The 15,886-nt window shown below is 65.7% G+C and carries 17 protein-coding genes and 1 tRNA gene; 14 read left to right on the top strand and 4 right to left on the bottom strand.

Going from position 1 to position 15,886, the window contains the following annotated elements; translation table 11 throughout:
- Positions 1-35 precede the first annotated feature (35 nt).
- Entirely contained in the window at positions 36-485 is a 450-nt protein-coding gene (locus IMW82_RS06115; RefSeq protein ID WP_108472393.1) for a CopD family protein, read from the top strand.
- 21 nt (positions 486-506) lie between these two features.
- On the opposite strand, the gene IMW82_RS06110 is transcribed toward IMW82_RS06115, so the two are convergent.
- Positions 507-1,514: an NAD-dependent epimerase gene (locus IMW82_RS06110; protein ID WP_108472394.1), complete on the bottom strand. Its 1,008-nt coding sequence runs from the start codon at positions 1,512-1,514 to the stop codon at positions 507-509.
- A gap of 247 nt (positions 1,515-1,761) precedes the next feature.
- Here IMW82_RS06110 and thrS point away from each other — a divergent pair, with 247 nt between their 5' ends.
- The 11 genes from thrS (at position 1,762) to IMW82_RS06055 (ending at position 10,790) form a co-directional block, all read left to right on the top strand.
- Entirely contained in the window at positions 1,762-3,663 is a 1,902-nt protein-coding gene (gene thrS, locus IMW82_RS06105; RefSeq protein ID WP_108472395.1) for a threonine--tRNA ligase, read from the top strand.
- Between the two features lie 44 nt (positions 3,664-3,707).
- The gene (gene infC / locus IMW82_RS06100; RefSeq protein ID WP_304412458.1) at positions 3,708-4,232 is read left to right on the top strand and encodes a translation initiation factor IF-3; all 525 of its coding nucleotides are present in this window, start codon (positions 3,708-3,710) and stop codon (positions 4,230-4,232) included.
- A 207-nt stretch (positions 4,233-4,439) separates the two neighbouring features.
- Positions 4,440-4,637: a 50S ribosomal protein L35 gene (gene rpmI / locus IMW82_RS06095; protein WP_007512063.1), complete on the top strand. Its 198-nt coding sequence runs from the start codon at positions 4,440-4,442 to the stop codon at positions 4,635-4,637.
- A gap of 11 nt (positions 4,638-4,648) precedes the next feature.
- A complete protein-coding gene (gene rplT / locus IMW82_RS06090) occupies positions 4,649-5,008 on the top strand; it encodes a 50S ribosomal protein L20 (RefSeq protein WP_108472396.1) in 360 nt (119 codons plus the stop codon).
- A gap of 96 nt (positions 5,009-5,104) precedes the next feature.
- The gene (gene pheS / locus IMW82_RS06085) at positions 5,105-6,115 is read left to right on the top strand and encodes a phenylalanine--tRNA ligase subunit alpha (RefSeq protein WP_108472397.1); all 1,011 of its coding nucleotides are present in this window, start codon (positions 5,105-5,107) and stop codon (positions 6,113-6,115) included.
- A gap of 98 nt (positions 6,116-6,213) precedes the next feature.
- Positions 6,214-8,592, top strand: a complete 2,379-nt coding sequence (gene pheT, locus IMW82_RS06080; protein ID WP_108472398.1) for a phenylalanine--tRNA ligase subunit beta — start codon at positions 6,214-6,216, stop codon at positions 8,590-8,592.
- Position 8,593: 1 nt separating this feature from the next.
- On the top strand, positions 8,594-8,893 hold the full coding sequence (gene ihfA, locus IMW82_RS06075; RefSeq protein WP_007804491.1) for an integration host factor subunit alpha: 300 nt from the start codon (positions 8,594-8,596) through the stop codon (positions 8,891-8,893).
- Complete coding sequence (locus IMW82_RS06070; RefSeq protein WP_056386704.1) at positions 8,874-9,230, top strand: MerR family transcriptional regulator; 357 nt, start codon at positions 8,874-8,876, stop codon at positions 9,228-9,230. The genes ihfA and IMW82_RS06070 overlap by 20 nt, the downstream gene beginning before the upstream one ends.
- Before the next feature lie 62 nt (positions 9,231-9,292).
- Positions 9,293-9,369, top strand: a tRNA-Pro gene (locus IMW82_RS06065).
- 143 nt (positions 9,370-9,512) lie between these two features.
- On the top strand, positions 9,513-10,277 hold the full coding sequence (locus tag IMW82_RS06060) for a hypothetical protein (protein WP_159082207.1): 765 nt from the start codon (positions 9,513-9,515) through the stop codon (positions 10,275-10,277).
- A 177-nt stretch (positions 10,278-10,454) separates the two neighbouring features.
- Positions 10,455-10,790 carry a hypothetical protein gene (locus IMW82_RS06055; RefSeq protein ID WP_108472400.1) on the top strand — a complete coding sequence of 112 codons (336 nt, stop codon included), beginning with the start codon at positions 10,455-10,457 and terminating at the stop codon, positions 10,788-10,790.
- Positions 10,791-10,867: 77 nt separating this feature from the next.
- On the opposite strand, the gene serA is transcribed toward IMW82_RS06055, so the two are convergent.
- The gene (gene serA, locus IMW82_RS06050) at positions 10,868-12,100 is read right to left on the bottom strand and encodes a phosphoglycerate dehydrogenase (protein WP_108472401.1); all 1,233 of its coding nucleotides are present in this window, start codon (positions 12,098-12,100) and stop codon (positions 10,868-10,870) included.
- A 120-nt stretch (positions 12,101-12,220) separates the two neighbouring features.
- On the opposite strand from serA, the gene IMW82_RS06045 reads away from it, so the two are divergent.
- Together IMW82_RS06045 and pip are read left to right on the top strand one after the other, a co-directional pair.
- Positions 12,221-13,612 (top strand): FAD-binding oxidoreductase, encoded by a 1,392-nt coding sequence (locus IMW82_RS06045; RefSeq protein ID WP_108472402.1) that lies wholly within the window; start codon positions 12,221-12,223, stop codon positions 13,610-13,612.
- Between the two features lie 63 nt (positions 13,613-13,675).
- On the top strand, positions 13,676-14,635 hold the full coding sequence (gene pip, locus IMW82_RS06040; protein WP_108472403.1) for a prolyl aminopeptidase: 960 nt from the start codon (positions 13,676-13,678) through the stop codon (positions 14,633-14,635).
- A gap of 31 nt (positions 14,636-14,666) precedes the next feature.
- Here the strand turns inward: pip and upp are convergent, their stop codons facing one another.
- Both upp and IMW82_RS06030 read right to left on the bottom strand, forming a co-directional pair.
- Complete coding sequence (upp, locus tag IMW82_RS06035; protein ID WP_108472404.1) at positions 14,667-15,311, bottom strand: uracil phosphoribosyltransferase; 645 nt, start codon at positions 15,309-15,311, stop codon at positions 14,667-14,669.
- Between the two features lie 122 nt (positions 15,312-15,433).
- Positions 15,434-15,820: a PsiF family protein gene (locus IMW82_RS06030; RefSeq protein WP_108472405.1), complete on the bottom strand. Its 387-nt coding sequence runs from the start codon at positions 15,818-15,820 to the stop codon at positions 15,434-15,436.
- Positions 15,821-15,886 lie beyond the last annotated feature (66 nt).

Below are 15,886 nucleotides of genomic sequence, written 5' to 3'. Positions count from 1 at the left end.
GCCGCTGCGCGTCGCAGCGGCCACGCGGTTTCGCCATGACCTACCTGTTGATCAAGTCGTTGCACCTGCTGTTCGTGATCGCCTGGATGGCTGCGGTGTTCTACCTGCCGCGGATCCTGGTAAACCTGGCCGAGGCGGCGAATGAGCCGGCGGTGCTGGCGCGGCTGCAGCTGATGGGACGGCGGCTGTACAAGTTCGGCCACAACATGTTCGGCATCGCGTTCCTGTTCGGGCTGGTCCTGTGGCAGGGCTGGCGGGTGTTTCCGCAGAGGTTGCCGAACGTGGCCGCCGGCACGCACTGGATCGACGCCAAGCTGACCCTGGTCGCCGTGCTGCTGGCCTACTTCATCTGGGCCGGGCGCATGCTCAAGCGCAGCGAGAAGGGCGGCGCGCTGCCGTCCTCGCGCACGCTGCGCTGGCTCAACGAGTTGCCGGTGCTGCTGTTGCTAGGTGTGATTTTCCTGGTGATCGCCAAGCCGTTTTGAGGCGTCGCTCCCACGCAGCGATCATCGCTTGAAATAGTCCCGGTACCACGCCACGAACTTGGCCACGCCATCCTCGATCGAGGTATTCGGCGCGTAGCCCACGTCGCGGCGCAGCGCCGACACGTCGGCCCAGGTATCGGGCACGTCGCCGGGTTGCATCGGAAGCAGGCGCTTTTCCACGCTGCGGCCGAGGTTCTGTTCCAGCAGTTCGATGAAGCGCAGCAGCTGCACCGGCTGGTCGTTGCCGAGGTTGTAGACGCGGTACGGCGCATTCGAGCTGCCCGGGTTCGGCCGCTCCGCATCGTAGGCCGGGTCCGGTTCGGCCGGATGGTCGAGCGTGCGGATCACGCCCTCGACGATGTCGTCGATATAGGTGAAGTCGCGGCTGTGCTGGCCGAAGTTGAATACGTCGATCGGTTCACCGCGGCTGATCCGGTCGGCGAACAGCATTGGCGACATGTCCGGTCGACCCCACGGTCCGTACACGGTGAAGAAGCGCAGGCCGGTGGTGGACAGGCCATACAGGTGGCTGTAGGTGTGCGCCATCAACTCGTTCGCCTTCTTGCTGGCGGCATACAGGCTGACCGGGTGGTCGACGGCGTCCTCGACTGCGAACGGCAATTTTCGATTGGCACCGTAAACCGAACTGGACGAGGCATAGACCAGGTGCTCCACGTCGCCGTGGCGGCAGGCTTCGAGGATGTTGACGAAGCCGACCAGGTTGCTCGACACGTAGGCCTGCGGGTTCTGCAGCGAGTAGCGCACGCCGGCCTGCGCGGCAAGGTTCACCACTCGCTGTGGCCTGAATGTGGCGAACGCATGATTCAGCGCGCCTGCATCGGCCAGATCGGCGCGCTGGTGGGTGTAGTTCGGATGATCGGCGAAGCGCGCCAGGCGGGCTTCCTTCAGCGCCGGGTCGTAGTAGTCGTTGTGGTTGTCGTAGCCGTACACCACGTCGCCGCGTGCCAGCAGGCGTTGCGCCAGGGCGGCGCCGATGAAGCCGGCGGTACCGGTGACCAGGATGCGCATGGAGTGTCCTCGGAAGATCGGGGCATTCTACCGCCGTGCACAGCCGGCAAGGCCGCGTCGGGCGAGGATTGACAGGCAATCTGGGCTAAACTAGCGTTTCGATATCGCCCAAGACCCAAGGTGGCCCGCGCTTGCGCCGGCCGAGTGTGCGACATGGCAACTACCTGCTTCCACGACTGACCGCCACCACGCCTTCGTTTACAAAGAAAGGGCGTCACGCCCTTTTTTGCTTTTCCAGAGAAGCCCCATGATTGAAATCACGCTACCCGACGGCAGCAAGAAGCCGTTCGATCATCCCGTTACCGTGCAGGACGTGGCTGCCTCGATTGGCGCCGGCCTGGCCAAGGCAACGTTGGCCGGCAAGGTCGACGGCCAGCTGGTCGACGCCAGCTTCCCGATCGAGCACGACGTCAGCCTGCAGATCGTCACCGAGAAGAGCCCCGAGGCGCTGGAGATCCTGCGCCACTCCACCGCGCACTTGATGGGCCAGGCCGTGCAGCGGCTGTTCCCGGGTGCGCAGGTCACGATCGGCCCGGTGATCGAGAACGGCTTCTACTACGACTTCGCCTACGAACGGCCGTTCACCCCGGACGACCTGCCGAAGATCGAGGCGGAGATGCACAAGATCGTCGCCGAGCAGTTGCCGGTGACGCGCAGCGTGAAATCGCGCGACGAGGCGGTGGCGTTCTTCCGCGGCCTGGGCGAAAGCTACAAGGCTGAGATCATCGAAGGCATTCCGGTCGACCAGGATCTGTCGCTGTATTCGCAGGGCGAGTTCACCGACCTGTGTCGCGGCCCGCACGTGTCGAACACTGGCAAGCTGCACTCGTTCAAGCTGATGAAGGTGGCCGGCGCGTACTGGCGCGGCGATTCGAACAACGCGATGCTCAGCCGCATCTATGGCACCGCCTGGCTCAACGACAAGGACCTGAAGGCCTACCTGTTCCAGCTGGAAGAGGCCGAGAAGCGCGACCACCGCAAGATCGGCAAGCAGCTCGACCTGTTCCACCAGCAGGAAGAAAGCCCGGGCATGGTGTTCTGGCACCCGAACGGCTGGGCGATCTGGCAGCAGGTCGAGCAGTACATGCGCGGCGTGTACAAGAAGAGCGGCTACCAGGAAGTGCGCTGCCCGATGGTGCTGGACGTGTCGCTATGGAAAAAGTCCGGCCATTGGGACAACTACCAAGAGAACATGTTCTTCACCGAGTCGGAGAAGCACACCTTCGCGCTGAAGCCGATGAACTGCCCGGGTCACGTGCAGGTGTTCAACACCGGCCTGCACAGCTACCGCGAACTGCCGATCCGCTACGGCGAATTCGGTGGTTGCCATCGCAACGAGCCGTCCGGCGCGCTGCACGGCATCATGCGCGTGCGCGCGTTCACCCAGGACGATGGCCACATCTTCTGCACCCCGGAGCAGGTCGAGGCCGAGGTCACTGCGTTCCACCTGCAGGCGATGAAGGTGTATGCGGACTTCGGCTTCACCGACCTGGCGATCAAGCTGGCACTGCGCCCCGAAAAGCGTATCGGTTCGGACGAATTCTGGGATCGCACCGAGGAAATGCTGCGTCGCGCGCTGCGCGCCGCCGGCGTGGAGTGGGAGGAGTTGCCGGGTGAGGGCGCGTTCTACGCACCCAAGATCGAGTACCACCTGAAGGACTCGATCGGCCGCGCCTGGCAGGTCGGCACCATGCAGGTCGATTTCATGATGCCTGAGCGCCTGGACGCCGAATATGTCGACGAGCACTCGCAGAAGCAGCATCCGGTGATGCTGCACCGGGCCATCGTCGGCTCGATGGAGCGTTTCATCGGTATCCTGATCGAGCACCACGCCGGCCTGCTGCCGGCCTGGCTGGCCCCGGTGCAGGCGGTGGTGATCAATATCACCGACGCCCAGGCCGATTACGTCCGCGAGGTAACGCAAGCCCTTGTCGACAAAGGTTTCCGGGTACAATCGGATTTGCGCAACGAGAAAGTCGGCTATAAAATCCGCGAACATACGATGCAGAAAGTGCCTTATCTCCTCGTGGTCGGTGACCGCGAGAAAGAGACGGGTGCGGTTTCTGTACGTACCCGTTCCGGCGAGGACCTGGGCAGCATGCCGCTGGCCAGCTTCGTCGAACGACTGGAGACCGAAATCCGGCGCTGAGCGCCGGACGGTCTGACTCATTACTTCTTCTGGAGGATCGTGGTATCGCTACCACCGACAACAAGGGCAATCGTCGTAACCTGGAAATCCGCGTGCCGCGCGTGCGCGTGATTGGCGCTGACTCCGAGCAGCTGGGCATTCTCAGCCGCGACGAGGCGCTGAGCCTGGCGCAGGAAGCGGGCATGGATCTGGTCGAGATCCAGCCCAACGGCGACCCGCCGGTCTGCCGCATCATGGATTACGGCAAGTTCAAGTTCGAAGCCCAGAAGAAGGCGCAGGCCGCCAAGAAGAAGCAGAAGCAGGTCGAGATCAAGGAAGTGAAGTTCCGTCCGGTCACGGACGTGGGCGACTACCAGATCAAGCTGCGCAACATGCTCCGTTTTCTGGAAGAGGGCGACAAGGTCAAGGTCACCATCCGCTTCCGCGGCCGCGAGATGTCGCACCAGGACCTGGGCCAGAACCTGGCCAAGAAGATCCAGGAAGACGTCGGTGACAACGGCCAGGTCGAGTCCTTCCCGCGGCTGGAAGGGCGCCAGATGGTCATGATGATCGGCCCGAAGAAGAAATAAGCCGGCGTGCACCATCGGGTGCACTCCTACTGGCATCCGGGGATTGAACTCCGTATAATCGCCGGTTCGACCCGCCTGGATGGGTCGTGCACCGATCGTGGCAGGACGGAAAGCGTGGCCAGGCTCCTTCGGGACGCCGCCACCGCCAGATCAGTCAGAAACCGGGGCTGCCCGCGCAGGGCGAGTCCCATACCAAGGAGCATTCCCATGCCCAAGATCAAGACCAACCGGGCGGCTGCGAAGCGTTTTCGCAAGACCGCGTCGGGCAAGATCAAGTGCGGCCACGCGTTCAAGTCGCACATCCTGACCAAGAAGTCGACCAAGCAGAAGCGTGGTCTCCGTGCACCGAACCACCTCAAGGCGTGTGATGCGCCGGGCGTGGCTCGCATGCTGCCGTACTTGTGAGGAGATAGACCATGGCTCGTGTAAAGCGTGGCGTCACCGCCCGTCGTCGTCACAAGAAAATCATCGGTCGCGCCAAGGGTTACTACAACGCCCGCCGCAAGGTCTTCCGCGTTGCCAACCAGGCCGTCACCAAGGCCGGCCAGTACGCCTATATCGGCCGCAAGCAGCGCAAGCGTCAGTTCCGTGCGCTGTGGATCGTGCGCATCAACGCCGCCGCGCGCATGTTCGGGCTGTCCTACAGCCGCCTGATCAATGGCCTGAGCAAGGCCGGTATCACCGTCGACCGCAAGGTCCTCGCGGATATCGCCGTGCATGACATCAAGGCGTTTGGTGCGATCGCCGACAAGGCGAAGGCCGCCCTGGCTGCTTGATCGTCGATTGCGACGATAGAATGTGAATCAAGCGGGGAGGAGGCCAAAGCCTTCTCCCCGTTTTTGTTTCTGTGCACTTCATACGGAACCGCATCGATGGATGACCTGGACAGCCGCGCCGCGCAGGCGCTGGCCGACATCGACAAGGCCGATACGCTGGACGCGCTCGATGCGCTGCGCGTCGGCCTGCTGGGCAAGAGCGGCATCGTCACCGCCGCGCTGAAGACGCTGGGTGCGCTGGCGCCGGATGAGCGCAAGGCGCGCGGCGCCGAAGTGAACCGGGTCAAGGAACGTCTTGCCGACGCGCTGGCTGCGCGCAAGCAGCTGCTGGAGCAGGTCGAGCTCGATCGCCGCCTCGCCTCCGAGAGGCTGGACATCAGCCTGCCTGGTCGTGATGGCGAGCGCGGCGGCATTCATCCGGTCACCCGTGCGCTGGAACGCATCGCGTCGATCTTCGCGCGGCTCGGTTACCAGCGCGTCGACGGCCCGGAGATCGAGGACGACTGGCACAACTTCGAGGCGCTGAACTTCCCGCCGCACCACCCGGCGCGCGCCATGCACGACACCTTCTACATCGCCGATGAAGGCAGCGGCGGCCGCCGCCTGCTGCGCACGCACACCTCGCCGGTGCAGATTCGCGCAATGGCCGGCCGCCAGCCGCCGATCCGCATCATCGCCCCGGGCAAGGTCTACCGCAGCGATTCGGACCAGACCCATTCGCCGATGTTCCACCAGGTCGAGGGCCTGCTGGTCGACGAGACCTCCAGCTTCGCCGACTTGAAGGGCACGCTGGCCGAGTTCATCCGTGCATTCTTCGAGCGCGACTTCGAGATGCGCTTCCGTCCCAGCTACTTCCCGTTCACCGAGCCGTCGGCCGAGGTCGATATCCGCTGGGACGCCGAGGACGGTTCGACGCGCTGGCTGGAAGTGCTCGGTTGCGGCATGGTCCATCCGAACGTGCTGAAGAACTGCGGCATCGACCCGGAGCGTTACACCGGCTTCGCCTTCGGCCTCGGCGTGGAGCGCTTTGCGATGCTGCGCTACGGCGTTTCCGACCTGCGCGCGTTCTTCGAGAACGATCTGCGGTTCCTCAGGCAGTTTGCCTGAGAAGTGAATCGGGAACAGGGAATGGGGAGTAGCGAAAGGCTGCAGGCCTGCGCTCTTCCGATGCCCTATTCCCCACTCCCCATTCCCGGACTTCAACCATGAAATTCTCCGAAAACTGGCTGCGTGAACTGGTGGATGTGCAGGCCGGCCGTGCCGAGCTGGCCCACGCGTTGACCATGGCCGGGCTGGAAGTGGAAGAGCTCACGCCGCTGGGCGAGGGCCTGGACGGCGTGGTGGTGGCCGAGATCGTCGCTGCCGAAAAGCATCCGCAAGCCGACCGCCTGCAGGTGTGCAAGGTGGATGCCGGGCAGGGCGAGCCGCTCACGATCGTTTGCGGCGCACCGAACGCGCGCGTGGGCATCAAGGTGCCGCTGGCCACGGTCGGTGCGCAGCTTCCCGGCGGCATCTCGATCAAGGCCGCGAAACTGCGCGGGGTGGAATCGTCCGGCATGCTGTGCTCGGCGAAGGAGCTGGGCATTGACGCAGACGCGTCAGGCCTGCTGGAACTGCCGCTGGACGCGCCGGTCGGCCAGCCGCTTGCCGCCTATCTTGGCCTGCCTGACGCCAGCATCGAGCTGAAGCTCACCCCGAACCGACCCGACTGCCTGGGCCTCTACGGTCTCGCGCACGATGTAGCCGCATTGTTCGGCAGTGTGGTGAAGCTGCCGGCAACCGTGGCCGTGCCAGTGACTGGCAGCGCGCGTCGCGGCATCCGCCTCGAGGCAGGCAAGGACGCGCCGCGTTATCTCGGCCGCATCATCGAAGGCATCGATCCGGCGGCGCGCTCGCCACTGTGGCTGGCCGAGCGCCTGCGCCGCGCCGGTCTGCGCCCGATCAGTGCCGTGGTCGACGTCACCAACTACGTGATGCTGGAGCTGGGCCAGCCGCTGCACGCGTTCGACAACGGCACGCTGGAAGGCGACATCGTGGTGCGCCACGCACGCGCCGGCGAGACGCTGAAGCTGCTGGACGGCAACGCAGCGAAACTGGACGATGGCTTCGTGCTGATCGCTGACGAGAACAAGCCGTTGGCGGTGGCTGGCGTGATGGGCGGCTATGACTCGCGCGTCACCGATGCCACCAGCGCCATCTTCCTGGAGTCCGCACACTTCGCACCGGCCGCAATCATGGGCCGCGCGCGCAAGCTGGGCCTGCACACCGACGCCTCGCACCGCTTCGAGCGTGGCGTCGATCCGGCGCTGCCGCGTCGTGCGCTGGAGCGCGCCAGCGAACTGCTGCTGGCGATCGTCGGCGGCAAGGCCGGCCCAGTGCTGGTGGCGGAGAATCCGGCCGACCTGCCGCAGCCGGTTGCGGTTGCCTTGCGTCGCGCACGCCTGCGTCGCGTACTTGGCGTGGACGTGGCCGATGTCGAAGTGGCGCGCATCTTCACCGCGCTGGGCATGCGGGTGGAAACGACTGCCGACGGCTGGCAGGTCACCGCACCGAGCAGCCGTTTCGACATCGAGCGCGAAGAGGATCTGATCGAGGAAGTCGCACGCATCTTCGGCTACGACAACATTCCCACCGCGACCCCGGCCGGCGCGCTCGCCCTGGCGATCGAGCCGGAGGCTCGCATCAACGAACTGGCGCTGCGCGAGCAATTGGCCGCGCGCGGCTATTACGAGGCGGTCAACCTGTCGTTCGTGGCAGCCGAGCTGCTGGCCAGCTGGGGCTTCACCGAGCGCCTGGTACCGCTGGCCAATCCGCTGTCGGCCGACCTCGCGGTGATGCGCCCGTCGCTGCTGCCGGGACTGATCGAGGCACTGCGCCACAACCGTGCGCGCCAGCAGGAGCGGGTGCGCCTGTTCGAAGTGGCCAGGGTGTTTGCGGCCGGTGACCCGCCGGCCGAAACCCCAAGCCTGGCCATCGTGGCCTGTGGTGCTGCCCGTGCCGAGCAGTGGGGTGAGCCGTCGCGGGTGCTGGATTTCCACGACCTCAAGGGCGACCTCGATACCCTGATCGCCTGGGGCGGCGAGCCGTCGCGCTGGTCGGTGCATGCCGACGGCCTGCCGGGCTGGCTGCACCCGGGACGCGGTGCACGGGTGGCCCGTGATGGCGCGACGGTGGGCTACCTGGGCGCATTGCACCCGCAACTGGCCAGGGCGCTGGATCTGGGCCCCGACGTGCACGTGCTGGAACTGGCCCTGGAACCGTTGCTGGCGCGCCGCCTGCCGCAAGCGCAGGCCGTGGCCCGGTTCCCGGCCGTGCGCCGCGACATCGCGGTGGATGTGCCGGAAACGGTGGGCTGGTCACAGATCGAGCAGGAGGTACGCCGCACGCTGGGTGAACGGCTGAAGGAACTCCGGCTGTTTGACCGTTACAGCGGCAAGGGGGTCGAAGCCGGCCGAAAAAGTCTCGCTATGGGCTTGATTTTACAGGACGCTTCACGCACGCTTACCGACGACGACGCGGATCGTTGCGTACGAGAAGCGATAGCTGCGTTGGAGCAATCATGCAAGGCAAAACTGCGAGGATGAGATGGCGCTGACCAAGGCGGAAATGGCCGAGCGGCTTTTCCTCGACGTGGGCCTCAACAAGCGTGAGGCCAAGGAGTTCGTGGACGCCTATTTCGAGGTGGTTCGCGGAGCACTGGAAAACGGCGAACAGGTGAAGTTGTCCGGCTTCGGCAATTTCGACCTGCGGCTGAAGAACCAGCGACCTGGACGCAATCCGAAGACCGGCGAGGAGATCCCGATCTCCGCCCGGCGCGTGGTGACGTTCCGACCGGGACAGAAACTCAAGGTAAGAGTCGAGGGCTATGCTGGATCAAGGGAATAACACCGAACTGCCTGCCATCCCGGCCAAGCGCTACTTCACCATCGGTGAGGTCGGCGAGTTGTGCGGTGTGAAGCCCCATGTGCTGCGCTACTGGGAGCAGGAGTTTCCCGCGCTCAATCCGGTCAAGCGCCGCGGCAACCGCCGCTACTACCAGCGCCACGACGTGCTGATGATCCGCCAGATCCGCTCGCTGCTGTACGACGAGGGTTTCACCATCACCGGCGCGCGCGCGCGGCTGGAAGGCCCGCAGGCGCGGATGGAAGCGAGCATCTCCCACCAGATCGTGCGCCAGGTGCGCATGGAGCTGGAAGAAGTATTGACCCTGCTGCGCCGCTGAAGCGCGATTCGTGCTTCCGGCAGCGGGCATCAAGCTGCTAGAATCGTCGTTTGCCGTTTCGTCGGGGCGTAGCGCAGCCTGGTAGCGCATCTGCCTGGGGGGCAGAGGGTCGTCGGTTCAAATCCGGCCGCCCCGACCAATTCGGCAAGACTCGACAGAAACGGCGCCCCGGCGCCGTTTCCTGTTTTGGCCGGCGCCACCTGTGGCCGTCCAAGTGATGCATCCGAGGTGTGCCGTGGGGTAGGCTCCGGCTGGAGATTTCCACCTCCGGGAGATGCCGTCATGCCGTCGAACAGCTGTCATCCCTGCGCCCCGCACGTGAGATTGAAGGCCCCCGACTGGTACGTCTCGGCGTTGATGCTGGACCGTGCGCTGGACGCGATCCTGCGGCGGGTGAAGAAGCTCGATCGCGAGCACGACATTCCCTACCTCGCCGGTTACAGCAAGGATGGCAAGACCATCTACATCGACCGCCATTTGCCGGAGAGCTTCACGTTCCGCGGGCGCAGCATCGAGGTGGACCGCTTCCTGATCCTGCACGAGGAGGTGGAAAAGACCCTGATCGACCAGTTGGGCCTGCACTATCTGCACGCACACCAGATCGCGACCCGCGCCGAAGAGGCGGCGGTGAACGCCGAACGGATCACTTGGGCCGCCTACGATCGCTTCATGCAGAAGTACGTGAAGTCGATCGGCGACGAGCGCCTGGTCAAGGTGCCGGCGGATCTTGATCTCAAGCCCTACCGCGATTACCACGATTACGACCTGTTGCAGCGGATGCTGCGGGGCATCGACGAGGGTCGGCTTTCCGGGCCGGACACCAGTGCGAGGAAACGGAGCGAACTGAAGGCCTACATGGACGCGTTCCGCGAAGAGCATCGCCTCGAGCAGCGCCGCGCTTCCGGCAAGACCAGCGGATCGCGCAAGGGATCACCTCCTGCAGGTGCCGATGGCGCCGACGCGGCAAGCAAGGCGCCGGCAGGGAAGGCGGCCGTGGGCAAGCGCGGTGGAACCAGGCAGACACGCACAGCTGCCCGGTCCGGTTGACAGGAAAGCCCGCCGCGAATTCCTGCGTTTAGTCCGCGGGCAGGCATCTGAACCGCAGGTGCTGGCTCTGCTTGCGACCCACTGGTGGAGTGCCGGATCGGCTCCGTAGGATGCGTCTCGCGGGCGCCGGCAGCACCGGCGGCCGTCATTCCAACCGAGACCGACGGAGACCCATCCATGAAGATCCAGTCCATGCTGATTGCCACCCTGCTGGTTGCTGTCGCGGGCACGACGGTGTGCGCCGCAAAGGATGTCGATACGAAGTGGCAGAAGCACCACCCACGCCGCGAACAGGTCAACGACCGCCTGCACCACCAGAACGCGCGGATCCGCGACGAAGTGAAGGAAGGCGACATGAGCAAGGCCGATGCAGCCAAGTTGCATCAGGACGATCACCGGATCCGCCAGGAGGAGCGCGACATGGCCAGCCAGAACCACGGCCACGTCACCCGGCAAGAGCAGAAGACGCTGGACCAGCAGGAAAACCAGGTCAGCAAGGAAATCGGCCACTGAGCAAGGGCCGGCGGTGCTTTTTGCGTTGACACGAGGTGCGCGCTGGCGCCCCTCGTGCTGTCACCCACCGGCCTGCTTCAATACAGGACGCGGCTGCGCAAGGTGCCCGGGATCGCCGCCAGCTTCGCCTTGAGGTCATTCGCCTGGGCCTCGTCGGCACTCACGTCGATCACCACGTAGCCGACTTCGCTGTCGGTTTGCAGGAACTGCGCGTCGATGTTGATGTTGCCGGCCGAGAACAGTTCGTTGATGCGCGACAGCGTGCCAGGCACGTTGCGGTGGATGTGCAGCAGGCGGCGGCTGTGCGGGTGTTCGGGCAGGGTGACTTCCGGGAAGTTCACCGCCGACAGGGTCGAACCGTTGTCGCTGTAACGGATCAGCTTGCTGGCGACCTCGATGCCGATGTTGTCCTGCGCCTCCAGTGTGCTGCCGCCGATGTGCGGGGTCAGGATCACGTTGTCCATGCCGACCAGCGGCGAGACGAAGGGGTCGTCGTTGCCCTTGGGCTCGCTCGGGAACACGTCCACCGCAGCCCCGGCCAGGTGGCCTTCGCGCAGCGCCGCAGCCAGGGCGTCGATGTCCACCACGCTGCCGCGCGAGGCGTTGATCAGCATCGCGCCGGCGCGCATCTTCGCCAGTTGCTCGCGGCGGATCATCAGCTGGGTCGCAGGGGTTTCCGGCACGTGCAGGGTGACCACGTCGGAACGTTCCAGCAGTTCGTCCAGGCTGGACACCGCACGGGCGTTGCCCAGCGCCAGCTTGGTCTCGATGTCGTGGAAGATCACCCGCATGCCCAGGCTCTCGGCCAGCACGCCGACCTGGGTGCCGATGTGGCCGTAGCCGACGATGCCGAGCACTTTGTCGCGGGTCTCGTAGCTGCCGCTGGCCGACTTGGTCCAGCCGCCGCGATGGCACAGCGCGTTCTTCTGCGGGATGCCGCGCAGCAGCATGATCGCCTCGGCGATCACCAGCTCCGCCACGCTGCGGGTGTTGGAATAGGGTGCGTTGAACACCGGCACGCCGAGCTTGCGGGCGGCACCCAGATCCACCTGGTTGGTGCCGATGCAGAAGCAACCCACCGCGATCAGCCGCTTGGCCTGGGCCAGCACCTCGGCGGTGAGCTGGGTGCGCGAGCGGATGCCGACGATGTGCGCGTCGGCGATGCGCGCCTTCAGTTCGTCTTCCGGCAACGACTTCGCATGCAGCTCGACCTGGCTGTAGCCGGCGCGGCGGAAATTCTCGACCGCACTGGCACTGACGCCCTCCAGCAGCAATACCTTGATGTCCTGGCGGGGGTAGGAGGTCTGCATGGGTCGGTCCGGGTCGAGTGGAGGGTGGATCTTGCCAGAGTAGGCGAGGATATGTCGCACTGCAACACTGGACGCCATCCGGCGTCGCTGGCAGTCTGTGCAGATACCCAGGAGCCCCGCATGTCCGATGCCCGTCTCGCCGATCTCGTCCGCCGCCTGCCTGGCCTGCGTCTGCTGACCGCCGCCGGCGACCTCGAGCATTACGGCCGCGACTGGACCCGGCGCTGGATTCCCGCGCCGCTGGCGATTGCGTTGCCGACCAGTGCGGAAGAGGTGCAGGCGATCGTGCGCTGGGCGAACGAACAGCGCGTGGCGATCGTGCCGTCCGGCGGCCGCACCGGCCTGTCCGGCGGCGCGGTGGCGGCCAACGGCGAGCTGGTGCTGAGCCTGGAGCGTATGAACCGGGTGCTGGATTTCAATGCGGTCGACCGCACGCTCACCGTGCAGCCGGGGGTGATCCTGCAGCACGTGCACGAGGCGGCGCGCGAGCACGGCCTGTTCTACCCGGTCGATTTCGCCGCGCGCGGCTCGTGCTCCATCGGCGGCAACATTGCCACCGATGCCGGTGGCATCCGAGTGATCCGCCACGGCAACACGCGCGAATGGATCGCCGGGCTGAAAGTGGTGGCCGGCAACGGCGAGTTGCTTGAACTCAACCGCGGCCTGATCAAGAACTCCAGCGGCTACGATTTCCGCCAGTTGCTGGTCGGCTCGGAAGGCACGCTGGGCATCGTAGTGGAGGCGACGCTGAAGCTCACCGAGCCGCCGCCACCGTCGCAGGTGATGCTGCTGGCGCTGCCGGACATGGACGCGCTGATGCAGGTGTTCGCGCTGTTCCGCGCGCGGCTGGCGTTGCAGGCGTTCGAGTTCTTCACCGACCACGCGTTGCGGCACGTGCTGGCGCACGGCGCGCAGCGCGCCATCGACGGCGATTACCCGTACTACGTGGTGACCGAGTTCGATGCGGCCGACGAGCGGCAGCAGGAGGCGGCGCTCGCCGCGTTCGAGCAGGGCATGGCGGAAGGCTGGATCGGCGACGGCGTGATCGCGCAGAGCGAGGCGCAGGCCGCCGTGCTGTGGCGGCTGCGCGAGGGCATCACCGAAAGCCTGGCGCCGCGGCGGCCGTACAAGAACGACGTGTCGGTGCGGATCAGCGCGGTGCCGGCGTTCCTGCATGAGATGCAGGCGTTGCTGGCGCGCGAGTATCCGCAGGCCGAGGTGGTCTGGTTCGGCCATATCGGCGACGGCAACCTGCATATCAACGTGCTGCGCCCGGACGGCCTGGCGGAGGACGCGTTCATTGCCCAGTGCGAACACGTCACCAAACTGCTGGCAGTGACGCTGCAGCGCCACGGCGGCAGCATCTCGGCCGAGCACGGCATTGGCCTGGTCAAGCGGGCCTACCTGGAAAGCACCCGCAGCGCGGCGGAAATCGCGTTGATGCGCGGCGTGCGCAAGGTGTTCGATCCCAACGGCATCCTCAATCCCGGCAAGCTGTTCGCGGACGACTGAAGGCCCGGCAGGCCGCGCCCGTGCTAGTCTTGGCGGCTTGTCTGTCGACCTTGAGGAGCCGTCATGCCGTCGTCGCCGCTGCGTTCGCTGTATCCCGAAATCGAGCCATTCGACAGCGGCTTCCTGCCGGTCTCACCCCTGCACACGCTGTACTACGAGCAGAGCGGCAACCCGAACGGCAAGCCGGTGGTGTTCCTGCATGGCGGCCCGGGCGGCGGTACCAATGCGAAGTGCCGGCGCTTCTTCGATCCTGCGGTGTACCGCATCGTGCTGTTCGACCAGCGCGGCTGCGGCAAGTCCACGCCGCATGCGGAGCTGACCGACAACACCACCTGGGACCTGGTCGCCGACATCGAGCGCGTGCGCGAGCACCTGGGCATCGACCGCTGGCAGGTGTTCGGCGGCTCGTGGGGCTCCACGCTGGCGCTGGCGTATGCACAGGCGCACCCGGACAAGCTCACCGAGCTGGTGCTGCGCGGCATCTTCATGCTGCGGCGCTGGGAACTGGAATGGTTCTACCAGAAGGGTTGCGACGCGCTTTATCCGGATGCGTGGGAGACCTATCTCAACGCGATCCCCGAAGTCGAGCGCGGCGACCTGATGAGCGCTTATCACCGCCGCCTGACCAGCGCCGACGCGAAGACGCGCACCGATGCAGCGCGTGCCTGGTCGGTATGGGAGGGCGCCACCAGCTTCCTGTGGCAGGACGAGTCGCACATCGAGTCCAGCGGCGAGGACGAGTTTGCGCTGGCGTTCGCGCGCATCGAGTGCCACTACTTCGTCAACGGCGGCTTCTTCGAGCACGACGACCAGTTGCTGCGCAACGTCGAGCGCATCCGGAACATTCCGGCGGTGATCGTGCAGGGTCGCTACGACGTGGTGTGCCCGCTGCGCAGCGCGTGGGACCTGCATCGCGCGTGGCCCGAGGCGGACCTGCGGATCGTGCAGGACGCCGGTCATTCGGCGTTCGAGCCGGGCAACGTGCACGAGCTGGTGGAGGCGACCGACCGCTTCGGCCGCTGAGGCGGGCGGGCTCCTGCGCGGCTGGTATCGGTCAGCCGTTCGCCGGCAGCTGCTTGGTGCCGAAGATCTTGTCGCCGGCGTCGCCGAGGCCGGGCAGGATGTAGCCGTGTTCGTTGAGGCGCTGGTCGATCGCGGCGGTATAGATCTCGATGTCGGGATGGGCGGCGGTGATGCGCTCCAGGCCTTCCGGCGCGGCGACCAGGAACAGTCCCTTGATGCGTTTGCAGCCGGCCGCCTTGAGCATGTCGACGGTGGCGACCAGTGTGCCGGCAGTGGCCAGCATCGGGTCGACGATCAGCGCGATGCGCTCGTCCATGCGGCCGCTGAGTTTTTCGTAGTAGGTGGTCGGCTTCAGCGTCTGCTCGTCGCGCTGCAGGCCGACCACGCTGACCTTGGCGGCCGGGATCATGTCGAGCACGCCGGGCAGCATGCCCAGGCCGGCGCGCAGGATCGGCACGATGGTGATCTTCCTGCCCTTGATCCGGTGCACCTGCAGCGGGCCGGCCCAACCCTCGATCTCTTCCTCGACGGTTTCCAGGTCCTTGGTGGCCTCGTAGGTGAGCAGGGCGGCGACCTCGGAGGCCAGCTCGCGGAACTCCTTGGTGCTGATGCCGGCGCGGCGCATCAGGCCGAGCTTGTGCTGGATCAGCGGATGGCGGACTTCGACGATCTTCATGGGTGGCTGTCTTCCGGGCGTCGAGGGCGTGACAGTCGGGGAGCTTAACGAAGCGGCCCCGCCGGCGCACGCATGGACAGGCATACGTCGGCGGGGCCGGAGTTGCAGGAGGTCTTGAGGTCTTACGGCGTGGCGGCTGCGTCGCCCTTGAGACAGCTGCTCATGAAGGTCTTGCGCTCCGCGCCCTTGAGCGCCTTCGTCTTGGCGTCGGCGTTGCAGGCCTTCATCTTTTCCTGCTGGGTCTGTTTCGCCGTGGGCGCGGCGGCCGTTGCGGTGGCCGGTGCCGCGGCGGCAGTGCTGCCACCCTTCAGGCAGGTGCTCATGAAGGTCTTGCGCTCGGCCCCTTTCTTGCCGGTGGCTTGCTTGTTGCAATCGACCATGCGCTGCTGCTGCGCCGTGTGGACCTTGGTGGCCGGAGCGGTGGTGCTGGCTTGCGGTGCGGCCGCGAAGGCGGCACCAGCGAAAGCGAAGGCAGCACTGGCGACAAGCAGGCGAAGTGACATCGACATCGTTGAACCCTCCCTAGGTGACCGGCAAGCACCGGCCCGGACAGTCTATGCCGGACGGCCGCCATG

The sequence above is a fragment of the Rhodanobacter sp. B2A1Ga4 genome, assembly GCF_018101315.1.
In the GTDB taxonomy this organism is placed as follows: Bacteria; Pseudomonadota; Gammaproteobacteria; order Xanthomonadales; family Rhodanobacteraceae; genus Rhodanobacter; species Rhodanobacter thiooxydans_A.
The sequence above is the reverse complement of the archived record's forward strand: the minus strand, read 5'-3'. Positions and strand labels throughout refer to the sequence as shown.

Bases quoted from the DNA above. Each gene is read 5' to 3' on its own strand.
- IMW82_RS06070 (WP_056386704.1), top strand. From the start codon at position 8,874: ATGCTGGATCAAGGGAATAACACCGAACTGCCTGCCATCCCGGCCAAG.
- serA (WP_108472401.1), bottom strand. From the start codon at position 12,100: ATGCAGACCTCCTACCCCCGCCAGGACATCAAGGTATTGCTGCTGGAG.
- pip (WP_108472403.1), top strand. From the start codon at position 13,676: ATGCCGTCGTCGCCGCTGCGTTCGCTGTATCCCGAAATCGAGCCATTC.
- IMW82_RS06110 (WP_108472394.1), bottom strand. From the start codon at position 1,514: ATGCGCATCCTGGTCACCGGTACCGCCGGCTTCATCGGCGCCGCCCTG.
- rplT (WP_108472396.1), top strand. From the start codon at position 4,649: ATGGCTCGTGTAAAGCGTGGCGTCACCGCCCGTCGTCGTCACAAGAAA.
- IMW82_RS06060 (WP_159082207.1), top strand. From the start codon at position 9,513: ATGCCGTCGAACAGCTGTCATCCCTGCGCCCCGCACGTGAGATTGAAG.
- ihfA (WP_007804491.1), top strand. From the start codon at position 8,594: ATGGCGCTGACCAAGGCGGAAATGGCCGAGCGGCTTTTCCTCGACGTG.
- IMW82_RS06045 (WP_108472402.1), top strand. From the start codon at position 12,221: ATGTCCGATGCCCGTCTCGCCGATCTCGTCCGCCGCCTGCCTGGCCTG.
- thrS (WP_108472395.1), top strand. From the start codon at position 1,762: ATGATTGAAATCACGCTACCCGACGGCAGCAAGAAGCCGTTCGATCAT.
- IMW82_RS06055 (WP_108472400.1), top strand. From the start codon at position 10,455: ATGAAGATCCAGTCCATGCTGATTGCCACCCTGCTGGTTGCTGTCGCG.
- IMW82_RS06030 (WP_108472405.1), bottom strand. From the start codon at position 15,820: ATGTCGATGTCACTTCGCCTGCTTGTCGCCAGTGCTGCCTTCGCTTTC.
- upp (WP_108472404.1), bottom strand. From the start codon at position 15,311: ATGAAGATCGTCGAAGTCCGCCATCCGCTGATCCAGCACAAGCTCGGC.
- pheS (WP_108472397.1), top strand. From the start codon at position 5,105: ATGGATGACCTGGACAGCCGCGCCGCGCAGGCGCTGGCCGACATCGAC.
- pheT (WP_108472398.1), top strand. From the start codon at position 6,214: ATGAAATTCTCCGAAAACTGGCTGCGTGAACTGGTGGATGTGCAGGCC.
- IMW82_RS06115 (WP_108472393.1), top strand. From the start codon at position 36: ATGACCTACCTGTTGATCAAGTCGTTGCACCTGCTGTTCGTGATCGCC.
- rpmI (WP_007512063.1), top strand. From the start codon at position 4,440: ATGCCCAAGATCAAGACCAACCGGGCGGCTGCGAAGCGTTTTCGCAAG.